The 13,212-nt window shown below is 51.7% G+C and carries 16 protein-coding genes and 1 tRNA gene; 8 read left to right on the top strand and 9 right to left on the bottom strand.

Translation table 11 applies throughout. From position 1 onward, the window contains the following. Nucleotides 1-99: 99 nt before the first annotated feature. The gene (locus NVIE_RS03585) at nucleotides 100-1,920 is read right to left on the bottom strand and encodes a sensor histidine kinase (RefSeq protein ID WP_075054060.1); all 1,821 of its coding nucleotides are present in this window, start codon (nucleotides 1,918-1,920) and stop codon (nucleotides 100-102) included. A gap of 308 nt (nucleotides 1,921-2,228) precedes the next feature. Beyond that, nucleotides 2,229-3,275 carry a BMP family lipoprotein gene (locus NVIE_RS03580; protein ID WP_158435078.1) on the bottom strand — a complete coding sequence of 349 codons (1,047 nt, stop codon included), beginning with the start codon at nucleotides 3,273-3,275 and terminating at the stop codon, nucleotides 2,229-2,231. A 105-nt stretch (nucleotides 3,276-3,380) separates the two neighbouring features. On the opposite strand from NVIE_RS03580, the gene NVIE_RS16265 reads away from it, so the two are divergent. Beyond that, nucleotides 3,381-3,608, top strand: a complete 228-nt coding sequence (locus NVIE_RS16265) for an alpha/beta fold hydrolase (protein WP_144239465.1) — start codon at nucleotides 3,381-3,383, stop codon at nucleotides 3,606-3,608. Between the two features lie 97 nt (nucleotides 3,609-3,705). Here the strand turns inward: NVIE_RS16265 and NVIE_RS03575 are convergent. The 3 genes from NVIE_RS03575 to NVIE_RS03565 all read right to left on the bottom strand — a co-directional run bounded on the left by NVIE_RS03575 (nucleotide 3,706) and on the right by NVIE_RS03565 (nucleotide 5,440). Further along, nucleotides 3,706-3,782: transfer RNA gene (locus NVIE_RS03575), tRNA-Pro, on the bottom strand. Nucleotides 3,783-3,872: 90 nt separating this feature from the next. Further along, a complete protein-coding gene (locus tag NVIE_RS03570) occupies nucleotides 3,873-4,070 on the bottom strand; it encodes a hypothetical protein (RefSeq protein ID WP_075054058.1) in 198 nt (65 codons plus the stop codon). Between the two features lie 77 nt (nucleotides 4,071-4,147). Continuing rightward, nucleotides 4,148-5,440 (bottom strand): hypothetical protein, encoded by a 1,293-nt coding sequence (locus NVIE_RS03565; RefSeq protein ID WP_075054057.1) that lies wholly within the window; start codon nucleotides 5,438-5,440, stop codon nucleotides 4,148-4,150. Nucleotides 5,441-5,700: 260 nt separating this feature from the next. On the opposite strand from NVIE_RS03565, the gene NVIE_RS15250 reads away from it, so the two are divergent. The 4 genes from NVIE_RS15250 to NVIE_RS03555 all read left to right on the top strand — a co-directional run bounded on the left by NVIE_RS15250 (nucleotide 5,701) and on the right by NVIE_RS03555 (nucleotide 8,199). Beyond that, nucleotides 5,701-5,847 (top strand): eL24 family ribosomal protein, encoded by a 147-nt coding sequence (locus NVIE_RS15250; protein ID WP_158435077.1) that lies wholly within the window; start codon nucleotides 5,701-5,703, stop codon nucleotides 5,845-5,847. Between the two features lie 93 nt (nucleotides 5,848-5,940). Continuing rightward, nucleotides 5,941-6,090: a hypothetical protein gene (locus NVIE_RS15245; protein ID WP_158435076.1), complete on the top strand. Its 150-nt coding sequence runs from the start codon at nucleotides 5,941-5,943 to the stop codon at nucleotides 6,088-6,090. 97 nt (nucleotides 6,091-6,187) lie between these two features. Continuing rightward, complete coding sequence (locus NVIE_RS03560) at nucleotides 6,188-6,460, top strand: hypothetical protein (protein WP_144239464.1); 273 nt, start codon at nucleotides 6,188-6,190, stop codon at nucleotides 6,458-6,460. Nucleotides 6,461-6,624: 164 nt separating this feature from the next. After that, nucleotides 6,625-8,199 carry a hypothetical protein gene (locus NVIE_RS03555; protein ID WP_075054055.1) on the top strand — a complete coding sequence of 525 codons (1,575 nt, stop codon included), beginning with the start codon at nucleotides 6,625-6,627 and terminating at the stop codon, nucleotides 8,197-8,199. A 70-nt stretch (nucleotides 8,200-8,269) separates the two neighbouring features. On the opposite strand, the gene NVIE_RS03550 is transcribed toward NVIE_RS03555, so the two are convergent. The 4 genes from NVIE_RS03550 to NVIE_RS03535 all read right to left on the bottom strand — a co-directional run bounded on the left by NVIE_RS03550 (nucleotide 8,270) and on the right by NVIE_RS03535 (nucleotide 10,664). After that, entirely contained in the window at nucleotides 8,270-9,523 is a 1,254-nt protein-coding gene (locus NVIE_RS03550) for an IPT/TIG domain-containing protein (protein WP_075054054.1), read from the bottom strand. 121 nt (nucleotides 9,524-9,644) lie between these two features. Next, nucleotides 9,645-9,947 (bottom strand): hypothetical protein, encoded by a 303-nt coding sequence (locus NVIE_RS14530; RefSeq protein ID WP_075054053.1) that lies wholly within the window; start codon nucleotides 9,945-9,947, stop codon nucleotides 9,645-9,647. Nucleotides 9,948-10,042: 95 nt separating this feature from the next. Then, on the bottom strand, nucleotides 10,043-10,267 hold the full coding sequence (locus NVIE_RS03540) for a hypothetical protein (RefSeq protein ID WP_075054052.1): 225 nt from the start codon (nucleotides 10,265-10,267) through the stop codon (nucleotides 10,043-10,045). A 4-nt stretch (nucleotides 10,268-10,271) separates the two neighbouring features. Beyond that, nucleotides 10,272-10,664, bottom strand: a complete 393-nt coding sequence (locus tag NVIE_RS03535; RefSeq protein ID WP_084790603.1) for a hypothetical protein — start codon at nucleotides 10,662-10,664, stop codon at nucleotides 10,272-10,274. A 255-nt stretch (nucleotides 10,665-10,919) separates the two neighbouring features. Between NVIE_RS03535 and NVIE_RS15240 the strand changes: the two genes are divergently transcribed. The 3 genes from NVIE_RS15240 to NVIE_RS03515 all read left to right on the top strand — a co-directional run bounded on the left by NVIE_RS15240 (nucleotide 10,920) and on the right by NVIE_RS03515 (nucleotide 13,187). Then, on the top strand, nucleotides 10,920-11,429 hold the full coding sequence (locus NVIE_RS15240) for a hypothetical protein (RefSeq protein ID WP_158435075.1): 510 nt from the start codon (nucleotides 10,920-10,922) through the stop codon (nucleotides 11,427-11,429). A gap of 280 nt (nucleotides 11,430-11,709) precedes the next feature. Further along, the gene (locus tag NVIE_RS15235) at nucleotides 11,710-12,135 is read left to right on the top strand and encodes a hypothetical protein (protein ID WP_158435074.1); all 426 of its coding nucleotides are present in this window, start codon (nucleotides 11,710-11,712) and stop codon (nucleotides 12,133-12,135) included. Nucleotides 12,136-12,380: 245 nt separating this feature from the next. After that, complete coding sequence (locus NVIE_RS03515) at nucleotides 12,381-13,187, top strand: substrate-binding periplasmic protein (RefSeq protein WP_075054048.1); 807 nt, start codon at nucleotides 12,381-12,383, stop codon at nucleotides 13,185-13,187. The last annotated feature ends 25 nt before the right edge of the window (nucleotides 13,188-13,212 follow it).

Raw genomic sequence — 13,212 nt, 5'->3', positions numbered from 1 at the left:
CTTGATATTAAATATCCGTCTTTTGGATCTTTCAGTATTTGGGAAAAAGCATTGCACAACAAAGAATTTTTTCTTCTTTCCAAGAATGCTTGCCTGCTGCTATTTGTCCATGGGCAAAGTAAATGCAAAAGTTGCTCCTCTTGCTCCTTTTTCACCCCTGCTGTTGTTGTTCTCCGCCCATATCCTGCCGCCATGAGCCTCGACAATGTTTTTTGCAATGAAGAGGCCAAGGCCCGTGCCTCCCTTTTTCTTGTCGGTTGAAAACTTTGTGAACAGCCTGGTAAACATCTCTGCACTTATTCCAGCTCCCTGGTCTCTGACCGATACCACCACCTGGCCGTCCCTCTTGTCGGTTGCAATTGTGATGGTTCCTCCGTCCTCGGCTGAATACTTGATTGCGTTTCTGACAAGGTTTGAAATGACTTCAAACATTCTTAGCTTGTCGGCCATGACAAGCAACTGGACAGGGTTGCCCCGTTCGTCAACAGCAGGCTTGAACTGTATGTCTATGCTTTGGCCTTGGGGAATCAGGCTCTTGGCGTCTGCAATAACACTTTCAACTTTTTCATTGATGTCAATCACTTCTTGGTCCAGCCGGAGCGTGCCGCTTTCAATTCTTGTCGCATCCAGGATCTCTGCGGATAGTTTCTGAAGCCGCCTGGCATTTCTATCCATCAATGCAAGCTGCTCTTCTGTCACTTGTACCACTCTGCCTTTGCTCTTGTTGCTGCTGCTACTATCAAGCCTGTGTTTTAGCATGTCAATCGTGCCGATGATGGGCTGAATGGGCGTCCTCAGCTCGTGCGCAGCAATGTTGACAAATTCGGATTGCATCTTGTCATGTGCTTTTAGCTGTTCGTTTGCTGCCTTTAGCTCGGCAGTCCTTGCACTTACGGTCTCTTCTAGCCTTCTATTCCATAAAAGAATGGCAAATATTATTCCAAGCGCCGAAGCTCCAATGACTCCGATTGTGCCTGTGGAAAGATTCTGTTGCAAATTGACCAGCGCCGCCGCGTCAGACACCTGCGCGTAAGAAGCTATGACGTAAAGGGCTCCAAACTGCTTTCCGTCCAAGATGATGGGCTTGTACACAAACGTCGCTGCATCGCCAGCACCACCACCATCATCATCATTGCTGTCGCTTATCCTGATGTCCCTTGAGCCCGAGTTTCCACCAAGGGCTGCCTTGAGCCCGTCATTCATCGCCCTCACCGTCTCTGCATCAAACTCGTCAAGAAACGACTGGAACTGGAAACCAAAGACATTCTTACCCATGTATTCCGTATGGTTGGAATACAGGATGATCCCTCTGTTATCCAGCAATCCGACTTGGCTTTGGAGGTTTGGCGAGATCTGTCCTTTCAGGAACCTGCCAAAAATGTCTGTCCTGATTCCTGCAACGATTATCCCTTCAAATTGTTGTTGTCCCTGCGTAACATTATTTCCGCCGCTGCCACTGGCACTGGAGCTTGAAGTGACAGAGGGAGCGGCAGATGCTGCTGCTTCTCCTTCTCCTTCTTTGCTCAGTATGGGACACGATATGTACAATCTGGGAATGCGGTCATTGGAATCAATCACGCTGCTGTAATAGACCTCGCGCGTGTCCTTGGGATTGATGAAGTATAACCTGTAACTGAGATCAAAGTCCTTGTACTGCTCGTAGGCGGTCTGGTTCATTTTGCTTACCCATACCAGCTTGCCATCCCTGTCAAGCCACATGTAAAAGTCAACTATTTCGCTCGTGGAATCCTCTGCCTGGTTGAGCGTTTCTTTTGCCTTTTCAAAGTCGCCATCCTGTATCAGTGGAGACTTTGAAAGCATCTGCAGGACGCTTTGAACATGGCTTATTTCGCTTGAAACCAGGTTTGCCAGGTCGTACGTCTGAATGTCTGCGTTCGACCTGATGTCGTTAACAGACATTTGCTCTATTTGCCGCGAAATATGCGATGACTGTTGATATGACAAAGCGGAGAGGGAAACGGCAACAGCGACAATCAAGATAACCAAAGCTACGTTTTTCCTTGAAAATATCTTATTCAAGGGCATATTCGTTAGGCTGCGTCTCAAATACATAAGAGTCACTGTCACATTCTATGTCACGAATTCTGAAAAGCTGCTGGATGATACGGCATCTCCAAATTGCCGGATTGACAGGATTCTATTGTGCGCGTTACTATGATGATGCATTATAATAGTGGAAGTAGCAGTGCATGGTGCAAATCTTTTCTCTAGATTCGACCCGCCACAGTGGTAGTCTCTTCGAGTCTTTCTGGAACGACCAATCTTTTTTCAAGCACATCTGCGAGCAGCTCTTGCAATCTCGCATTCACGTTTTCAGGCACTTTGTCTTTCAATCCGTGAAACGGCGCCAGATAGACGATGCCGTCTCCCGGAGCTCCCTTTCCTGTTTCAATTCCCGATTTGTATATCTCGCCTTTGAAATCGCCCTTTACAACAGAGTCGACAGCCTGATCGTATGCCTTGTCTACATCGAGTATAAAGGACGAAAGGACGGTATCTGGTGCCAGCGAGTTCTGGTCCTGCACTGCCCCAAGCGCGTACACGCCGCCATTCTCCTTGGCGGCCTGTATTACCCCGTGGCCCGAAGTGTCTGCAACGTGAAATATGACGTCTGCCTTCTGCCTGATTATGGAGGTCGCGGCTTCTTTGCCTTTGGCCGGATTGTCCCAGTCATTGAGGTAAGTCCAGATTATCCGGACATCCGGATTTACTGTCTTGGCGCCCTGCTTGTACCCTTCAAGAATATTGATTACGCTTGGGTATTCTTCTCCCCCTACGTAGCCTATGACGTTGGTTTTTGTCATCATGCCTGCGATTGCTCCAAGCAAAAAGGAGCCCTCTTGCTGCATAGGAAAGATTGACGCCACATTTTCTGATTTAACAAGTCCAGCGAAAACTACAATCTTGACATCTGGATGCTGCCTGCCGACGCTCAAAGCTGGCTCTCCCCACTGGACACCATGCGCGATTATCAAATCATAGCCTGCATCAGCGTATTTTTCCAGCACAGATTCGATGTCTGGTATTTCGACATTATCCTGTGTTGCAACTTCAAAGCCATATTTGCGCTCTATTTGCTTGGCTGCGTTTAGGGAGGATTCTCCCCATCCCCTGTCGCTGAACAAAGCATCGGTCACCACGGCTACCTTTAGCGATGATTTTCGTTGTTGGTCGGAAGGATTCTGCTGCTGTTGTTGTTGCGATAAAGCAGGAATAATTAGCACGACGAAAATGGCCACAGCTACAGCCGTCACTGCTATTCCAGCTATTGCTGAATAGGTTCTGGCCGATCCGGGCATTATCTGCCTACCCCTACCTGCGTAACTTTTTGCGACAGAGATATTTAAGAATCCGGCAGCGTGCCGACGCTAGTTGTTCATGCCAAAGATGATACTCTGGTCGATCCATCTCATAGCCTGTATGCTGCAGAGAATATTCCTAATGCCCAGCATGTTGAATTTGACAGTGGAGGCCATGTGCTTTTAGGCCATCACCAAGACGCTAAATCCGTTGTTATGGACTTTCTAACGCAACACAGTGTCACAAAACCACTTTCTTTGCATCATCAAATCTGTCAGCCATGGTGATTGCTTATTGGCAGGGTAAAGCCGTGCGTTTTTATCATGCCTCGTCAATCAGCGTAAAATCAGAAAAATCATGACCGTCATCTATACCCAATGAGAATGGTGGGGCCGGCCGGATTCGAACCAGCGACCTCCAGCGCCCGAGGCTGGCATCCTGCCAAGCTAGACAACGGCCCCAGAAATTCAGATTCAGTGGCCGGCTTCCGTATTATAAATTATGGATGAGCCGCGTGGCTCAACAACAAAACACCTCTCCTGCAAATCTAGTTAGTATGCGTGGGCCTTGTTCTTGTGCAATCGCAATTCCTTAAAACTAAAGAACGCCTCTGTGCACTTGTCGCACTGCCACTGGTTGGCCCTTGCGTCTTGGTAGGTTTCAAAGACTCTGTTGCCCACCTGGTACATCTTTGTCCGGTGGTCGTATGTTATTGGGTTATGATTGACTTTGTACTTGATGCTGCTCATACGACTTGCGTTTTCTTTTTCTCCGCGACATAAAAACTAGGACGGTGGCATCGTACAGAAGACTCCTCTATTCTTCTTCACGTGATGCTTGCGTCAATGTTTGTGGCTGCTGTCCCTTTCTTCATCGACCTGCGGACCATGACGATAAACGCGGCAAGCGCAGTCACAACCATCCAGCCGGACGCCATCAGCAGGTACGAAAGCGGCTGCAGCAGCAATCCGTAGGTGAGCGCGGCGTCGCCTGCCGCCCGCACCGCCAGGGCAGCTACAAGCAGGAGCACCGGCGCGTGGCTAAAGCTTGCAAAACGTACCTGCCTGCCTGTTATCGCCGGCAGCATCAGGGGGAGGTAGAGCGCGATCGTCGTCCCGATAAAGCCTATTGCGGTGAGATGGATTGCAAGGTCGTACGAAATGTAGGAAAGGTCTGATGATGGCGCGCTGAAAAATGCTGCTGCAAAGGCAATTCCTGCGTACAGGAACAGAAAAGACAGCCTGGAGTACGCCATCGTGTAGGTATAGCGCGCTTTTTTCTCTCCGCTTATCAACCGCAGGATCTCGCTGTTGTCAAACCCGCCAAAGACATAAAGCGAGTGGGCAAAAGCTGCGGCGCTGCCAAGCAGGGCCGCGTTGAACGCCGCGGACAGCGGGGCAGAATCCAAAAGCGCGGAGGGTATGCCAAGCGCCGCGGCAGCTACCGCAAGCGCAAACGACGCCATGGCTGCCTTTTTCCGGGGCCTGATGAATCCAAGAAAAGAAGGCATTGTCTTGTACTCTACCCCAAAGATCATCAGGAGTGGAAAGAGCAAAAGCACCTGGACCTCGGACAGCGCGCTTGCCACCTCTGCCCCTGACATCCTGATCACGCCAAGCACAAGGAGCGTCGCCACCGAAAGGCCGATGAAATAGTCTGCAAGGCCAAGCAGCCTGGGCCGGATGCGCAGCATCCAGAACACCATGCCTGAAAAGATGGCAACCCCTGCAAGCCTTGCGGCGCTTGAAAGCGCCTGCATGTTGTCGTCGTCGCTTCCCGGCGACACCGTGGACGCGACAGACAGGGCGATTGACGCAAGTACAAGGGCAAGAGAAACGTACGCAAGCTTTGTGGATGGCAGCGTGGAGTTTCTAAAGCGCGGGACTATCATGTAGCCTATGCCCATGATGAGCACGGTGAGAAAACCGTCTATCTGCAGCGCCCTGTGCAGCGGAAACGCCATGTAGGTGCCGCCTGCCTGCACGCCAAAAAGCGCCATCATCCAGACCGAGCCTACAAGCGAGCCGGCAAACGCAAGCACTACCGCAGAAACGACAAACGGCCTGCTGACTGTGCTGCTATTATTATTGTTGTTCGCACCAAGTTCAAGGCCGGCCAAGGCGCAGAAAAAATCCTGCGAGAGGTATATGTTGTTTGCAGATGTTTCTACTATAACTAGTAATGGATAATTATTTATCCAATATCCATAACAAGAAACTTTTTATAATAAGTATTCGGAATATATGCTACAGCCAACCCCTACTGTACGTCACGTGCATTCGGGCCCGAAAATCATGGATGAGTAGGGCCTGATTATTATTATAATATTCTTATTGCACATCGTAAAACGCAAAAATACTCGCACCGCGGATTTCTTGCATGGCAAACTGCGCGACGTGCGGCCAGCCGTGCGACAGCCCGATAATGGTAAAAAGGGGCCGCAGGGTCTTGCATTTTTGCTCCGGGGACTGCGAAGTCATGCATCATTCTTCTTCTTTGCAGGCCGCAGGCAAGCGATCCATGTAGATCGGCCAAAGATCATTTATCCAATATTCAGCTAGCTCTGGATATGGATCTATGTTGAGCTGCCTTTTATCGCAGGCAATCCATACCAAGTGCATGAGAGCAAACGAACCGCCCCGCAGGTGCAAGTGCGACGAATGCAGGGACACCTACGGCATCCTACAGGAGCTTGACCTCTTTGCCCCGGCCGGCAGGGCTTCTTCTTCTGCTGTCGAGAAAGAGGGCGCAATAACCGTGGCGCACTAGAGAGGCGCCAGCAACGACACAAGAAGAAGCAATGCTCTGCCGCCTGTAAAGATTTCTTGACACGCCTTACTAAATGCCAAGTTTGACGGGAGTTGCCATGACTGCAACACTGGAACACGTGCAAGGCAACAGCGGCAGCATGATGATGACGCCCGACGAGGCTGCTTTTTGCGACTACCTCAACGCAAGCCTCCAGAGCAGGGGCCTTGACGCCCGCTTTAACTACGTGAGGCACAAAAAGAGCGGCGGCTTTGACTTTGACCTTGAAGAGAACATACAGGACGGGCGGTACCTCGACGTGTTTGACGGGCTCACCATGAGCGGCTGGCTCAGGTTCCTCAGCGAGAGGAGCATCGCGTTTACAGAGTGAGCCGCAAAAACTTTTTCCGGCTCTGTTTTTGTTGCTGTGGATGCAGCAGCTGAAAGCTACTGACAAGTCACACATGTATAAATGATACATGCACCGTTATGTCTACAAACTTTACAGAATCCTTTTTCAGATCGGATATATATCATCGTAAAACCTCTGTAACCATGCAGACAAAATTCCTGCGCCAGGGATATTGGCTGCCGCCGCTTGTCGTGCTCTTCTTTTTAGCCGGCAGTTCTCCTCTGACATTTGCCCAGGAGACTCAAAGGGCGGAAACGTGCAACGCCGATATTTGCTACATCAAGGTTACCGACGATGGGTTCTCGCCAGAAAGGCTCGTAGTCCGTGACGGAAGCACTGTCGTATGGAAAAACGTTGACAGCAGCGCGCACATGATAGCCGGAGGCCCGGCCGAAAACCCCGCGCTTTTCAACTCCTCGCTCCTTTCAAGCGGGAGAGACTATGCATTTGTATTCAACGGAGGGATGACGGGAGAGTTCAGGTACTTTGACCAGGGAAGAAACAACATGGCCGGCGAGATCGTGGTTGCGCCCCGCGTTTTGGAAAACCCTGTGAAGCAGGTTAACATCGATTTTGCCGACCCGAGTTCCGGGATAAAAATAGCGATGGCGCAGGGCGACGTGACTGCCGCCGCTGCTGTGCCGCAGCTTCACAAGCTGACTGTCTGGTTAGACGCGCCTGAGCACGGCATGCTAAAGATGACCTTTGACCGGAGGCTTTTGGACTCGCAGGTCATGGGCAAGGACGCGCCCTTTGAGGTGCTTGTGGACGGCAAGTCGGCAGGCTATAAGGAAATGCCGGCGACAGCGGCGACGCAAAGGACGCTTGTCCTGCCTGTTGAAGAAGGCGCAAAAAGCGTGACTGTGGTGGGCCGGCAGATGTCGGTTGACTTGCTTGGCTACGGGGAGGCGCAGGTGGCGCTTGACCGGGCCGAAAAGGCCATCGCAGAATTCCGGGGCAACGGGATAGTGGTGGCAGACGCGGAAGGCCTGCTTCTAAACGCGCTCGATGCCTTTGCCGCCGGCAAGTACCGCTTTGCCACGTCACTTGCGAACGAGGCAACGGACCTTGCTTCAAGTGCAAACAGGACGGCGCAGGCCGCCATCCAGGCCATGAACATTGCGGAGGTATCGATAAACGCGACAAAGACTCTAGGCATCAACGTCCCAGAAGCCGAAGAGATGCTCCATCGCACGAAAGAGATGTACGTCTATGGAGGCTATGACGACGCCCTTTCCATGGCCGTGCAGGCAAAGATGGCGGCCACCGACTCTACCGACCAGCTTTACACCGCAGCAGGCATAGCCGGCGTTTCTGCCGGGTGGGCAGTCGTGTACCTGCGCCTGAGGCACAAGGGCATTGCAAGAGCGGCAGCAGCAGAAGTCCGCAAGAAGGAGAAGGTGGCACCTCCTCCTCCTGCCATCGAGGTAGAAGGCGGCTCTGCGCCTGTCGAGATGCAAGATGGCGGGCTCGTCTCTCAAGCTGTGGCCCTTGACCTTGTGTTTGCGGAAAAGCCGCACATTCGACGTGGCGACAGGGATGTGCTGCGGTACGTGATGGGGCAGGACAACGGCGAGGCGCTCCTTGCTGACATACGAAACAGGTTTTTGCTTCCAAAGAGCTCTGCCTGGCGGCTTGTCAAGCGGCTGGAGCGCGAAGAGCTGGTGGAAATAATCAAGTTTGGCAACCAGAACCTGATCCGTTGCCGGCTAAGATGATGATGATATAGAGCTAGGCTGAAAAAAAAGAGAAAGTTGCCCCGCCAAGGGGCGGGGTTACTCCTCTTCCTCACGGGGTTGTTGGGGGTGGTGGTAGCAGTGGTGATGTTGCCGCTTCGGCTACTGTGAGAGTGGCTGATGCCGTGGCACCACTGATGTCCGACGCAGTGAGCTGGTGGTCGCCGCTCGTCGCGTCTGCAGGGAGGGTTACGGTGGCAGAGAATCCGCCATTGCCATCCGTTGTTATGTCGGTTCCGTCAGCGGATTCGAGCACTGTGCCGTCCATGGTCAGCGTAATGACCTGGTTGGTACCAAAGCCCGTGCCGTCAACGGTTACCTGACCTCCTGCATTGGAAGATGTTGGAGTCACCTGCATGGATGCAGTGCCAAGCGGTGGAGTGCCGCCTGACGTTGCGTTGCCGCTGGATGTCTCATTGCCTGAGGGGATTGGAGCCGTTGTTGTTGATGTTTCATTTCCCGAGGGTATTGTTGTTGTTGACGTCTCGTTGCCCGTCTGTTCTGCGGTTGCGGATCCTTCTACGGTGAATGTTGCTGTCGTGCTTGCGCCTGTGCCGTCAGTAACCATTATCTCGTGGTCGCCGGCTGTGGCGTCAGCTGGTATGTTTGCTGTTGTGGAGAATGTGCCTGCGCTGTCTGTGGTCGCGCTGCCTGCATCGAGGTTGGAGCCGTCAAAGCTAAAGGTCAGCGCCTGGTTGGGAGCAAAGCCACTTCCGTCGATGGTGACTTGGTCGCCAGCCGCACCGCTGCTTGGCGTCACTCCTGCCAGGGGTGCCAGCGTTGGTGGTGCCGTCGATGTTTCATTCTCTGGTGGCGTGGTAGGTGTTGTTGACGTCTCGTTGCCTGAAGGCGTTGTTTCATTTCCTGATGGGGATGGAGGGAATGTTGGTATTGTCTCGTTGCCTGTCTGCTCTGGTGTGCCTGGAGTCTCTTCTGAGGGTGCTTCTGGTGTGGCTCCCTCTTCTTCTTCTCCGACTGCAAATACTCCTTCGACCGTGATCTTGACCGTGCCGTCGTCTTGCCTTTCCTGGTTGACGTTCATCTCCCTGGCAGTCAACCCGGTGCCTTCGATGGTGACTTTTGCGTTAGAGTCTGCCGTCGGTGATATGTTCACAGACGACGAAAAGCTGTTGTCACCTGTCGTTGTCGTCGTGGTCTGCTCTGCAGCACCCTGTTCTGGCTGGGGGGCGGTAGTGGTGATTTGTGCTGCCGCATTGCTTGCTATCAATGCTGGCACCGCGACCGCGCTTAAGATTGCGAGGCCGACTATGGTGGCCAGTATTGTGTATTTTTTTTGGCTGAACATGTATGTTCAGGCGATTTTTACGCATGCAGTCAAGTTAAGGGACTCTGCGGATAGATGTTTCCAGCACCTCCGGCGCGCTGTTTCCAGATCAAGTGCCCTTGTTTCGTAGGGAAAACCGCCGTCACGCGCCGATTGTCGACTGGAGGGTGTGGAAAAGAGGCTTCATGCGGTCAGGGGATCCGCGTATTTCCATCTTGGCGTTTGTTATTATGGAGATTGTCGCCGTGCGGAAAAGGGTGCCCTTTTCGCTGTACTTGAAGCCGTGTATGGCCTGCAGCCTTTCGCTCACCACGTCGTCGGACTTGAAAACGGTGCCCCTCCTTGCATAAAGTATGAACCTCTTGTCGGTGATGACTATTCTGTATTTCTTGTCGCCGTACTCGACCTCGTCGTCGCTGGCAAGCCGGATATTTTCAGACGGCAACAAATAATCATTCAAAACCATGGCGTACCGGGCGCCTTGCATCCATATTATGCAATGTCATTGAAGTTTGTCAAAATTGATAACAAGCGTCAATTTCAGGCGTTGAGGCGGCGCCTTATGTGGATCATGATTATATCGGCGCTTGGGCCAAACAGGTCGCGTAGCGCAAATTCCACATCCTCAAGCCGCGGATTGTGCGCAAGGTCGATTCCATACCTTTCCTTCATGTGAAACTTGAGCGCCTCGTACGTGTTTTCGCCAAGTATGCTCATCGACTCCTTCAGGATGCTTGCCGTGGTTTCAGGGTCTGGGCTCATCATGCGTTCAGAGCTCTAGCCTGGCTTGCTGCAGAAACGGCATGACCTTGCCATCGATCACTGCATCATGGTTTACGTTTGCATCGAGTGAAATCATCAGAATCGCGTTTGGCCTGCTTGTGGTCGGCGGCCTGAGCGGGATGGTTACCCGCTTGACCTTCTTGTACAGCGACAGTGTGTAGGCGCACTCGCCAAGCTTGTTTTCAAGCGTGACCCGCGTGCCGCTCCTGAGGACTGCCTGGAGCATGGACTTGACAGTCTCTTCCTGGGAAAGCAGCGGCACAAGGCCGTCCCTGTACACAAAGTGTACAGACATACCGGTGGAGTCGGCCACGCCTGCAAACCTTATGGAAGGATCAAGGGCAAGGACGTCGGCGCAAAATTGCTTTGCTTCCGCCATTGGTTGTGAATAATATTTACGCTTATTCATAAGACTATCTTCAAAAGTTGCAATTGCAACGATCCTGTTCTGTAAAAATGTCTACTGCCTAAAAATGGGGAAGCTGCTAGCATTGAGTGCAAGTATAGAAATTATGTATCTTAGCGATATAGAATTACCAAATAACATGTATAGTCTAGCTTGGATTTTCAAGATAAATTCATTATCTATTATTTTTGCTCAAGACTTTAAAACCTTGACAACGAGAGTCTATTAATGTCAAGTCTAACAGGAAACAAATTGGCGTTCCTTCTGGCCGTGTTGGCTGTGGGGTTCGCAATTGCATCGTCGGTAACAGCAGTGCCGGCTGCATTCGCCGGTGGCAATGACGATGACGACAACCATGACGACAAGTACTACTACAACAACCACGACCATGACGACGATGACGATGACGATGACGACGACAAATGCGATGACGACAACCATGACGACGACAAGAACAACAACTATGATGACAAGAACAATGACAACCATGACGACGACAAGAACAACAACTATGATGACAAGAACAACTGCTACTGTGATGACGACGACGATGACAAGAACGATGACGACAAGAACGACTATCACTCGTCAAGCTATAACGGCAACTGGGAGAACTACAAGTACACATCCTACAACAACGACGACCATGACGACGATGACGACGATGACGACGACAAATGCGATGACGACGACAACCACGACAACCACTACAACCACGACTACTGGAAGAAGGACTGAGATAACACCGACTATCGCAGATAATCCCACAGCATGGGAAGCCAGGCTGCAATAACACAGCCTCCCTTCCTCTTTTTTCTCAAATTTTTTCTCAAATTGGATCCTAGAATTTCTGATCCTTGCAGGCAGCAGTGTCTCCTGCTTGAATATAGAATTTTACAGATTGTCTCTTTATAGGATTATCAAGGAATGCGTCGATTATACCTTAAATTTTCAAGATGATATTGTTATGAACTGATTTTGCTCAAGCCTTTAAAAGTATGATGGTGCGACCGGTTTGATGTCAAGTGTAACAGGAAACGGTAAGATGTTCATTCTTGCCCTGTTGGCTTTGGGACTCGCAATTGCATCATCGGCAATAGCAATGCCGGCTGCTGCATTTGCAAGCTCTAGCTACGACGACAAGAATGGTGACGACAATTGTGACGACGACAATAATGGCCACGACTACAAGTGGTCAAGCTACAGCAAGGACGATGACGAGGACGACGACGACAACAACTGCGAATGCAACAATGATGATGATGATGACGACGACAAGAACGGCCATGACTACTACTACTACAAGAGTACATCATACAATGGCGATGATGATGACGACAACAACTGCGACGATGACGACAAGAACGGCCACGACTGGTCAGGATACAAGGACTCTGCGGCTCTCTCTATCAAGTTGCCAGCAGTTCACTTGACCCTGTCTTGATTCGCTGACAAGATCGTCCAAACAACGGAAGAATGATAGGCGACAATAACTCGCCACTTCTTCCTTTATTTTTCTTAAGCATTCCTTGGCACCAAGGATATGCAGATCTATGTTTTGCCGTTGTATTGCTTGGCTGCGGCGGCCTTTCTGCGCATACACATGGCGACAAAAACATCCTTAAGTAAGTGTATGTGTGTGCGATACTGCGATACGATCGTCGTGAATCTCGATTATGGTGTGTCTATATGAAGGGTGATGCAAAACTCTGGATCTTCCTGGGACTGGGGCTCTTGTCTGCGGCACTGCTCGCCGGCTTGCCCTCTGGCATGCTTGCCTCGGAGCGCCTGCCAGACCTGGGCGGCCGGACTGTCAGAGTGGCGGTTGAAAACGCCTACATCCCGTTCAACTTTGTAGACGATGAGACGGGCCAGGCAGCAGGGTGGGACTATGACGCCGTGGGCGAAATCTGCAAGCTGCTTGACTGCAAGCCGGAATTCGTGCAGGCCGGCTGGGACGGCATGATAACCGCGGTCGCAAAAGGCGAGTACGACATGGCCGCCGATGGCATCACCATCAAGCCAGAGCGCGCCCAGCTGGTGGACTTTTCGCAGGGCTACCTTACCCTGCAGCAGGTGCTTCTGGTGCGGGCCGGAGAAGACCGCTTTAGCAACGCAGAAGAGCTTGCCTCTGCCGCCGGCCTGAAGGTGGGCGTGCAGTCACAAACGACCAACTATGACGTTGCTGCCGGCCTTGTGGAAAGCGATCGGCTGGTTGCGTACAGGACGTTCCCTGAAACCGTGCGGGCGCTTGTCGCAGGAGATGTGGACGCGGTGGTGATGGACGACGTGGCAGGCCAGGGCTATGTGGGAAAGGATGCAGACAAGGTAAAGATAGCTGCAGGTGAGCCTTTGACTGCCAAAGAAGAACTGGGATTCATCTTTCCAAAAGGATCGGAACTGACAAAAGCATTTGACGTGGCGCTTGACAGCATGCGCGACGACGGCACCCTGCAGGCCATCAACAACAAGTGGTTCCACGGAATTTCGGAATAGGGTGAGAGCATCGTGTGTGCATGTG

Origin of the sequence: Nitrososphaera viennensis EN76 (assembly GCF_000698785.1) — an archaeon.
Taxonomy (GTDB): Archaea; Thermoproteota; Nitrososphaeria; order Nitrososphaerales; family Nitrososphaeraceae; genus Nitrososphaera; species Nitrososphaera viennensis.
Note: the sequence above shows the minus strand (reverse complement) of the source record. Positions and strands in the feature narration are given on the sequence as shown.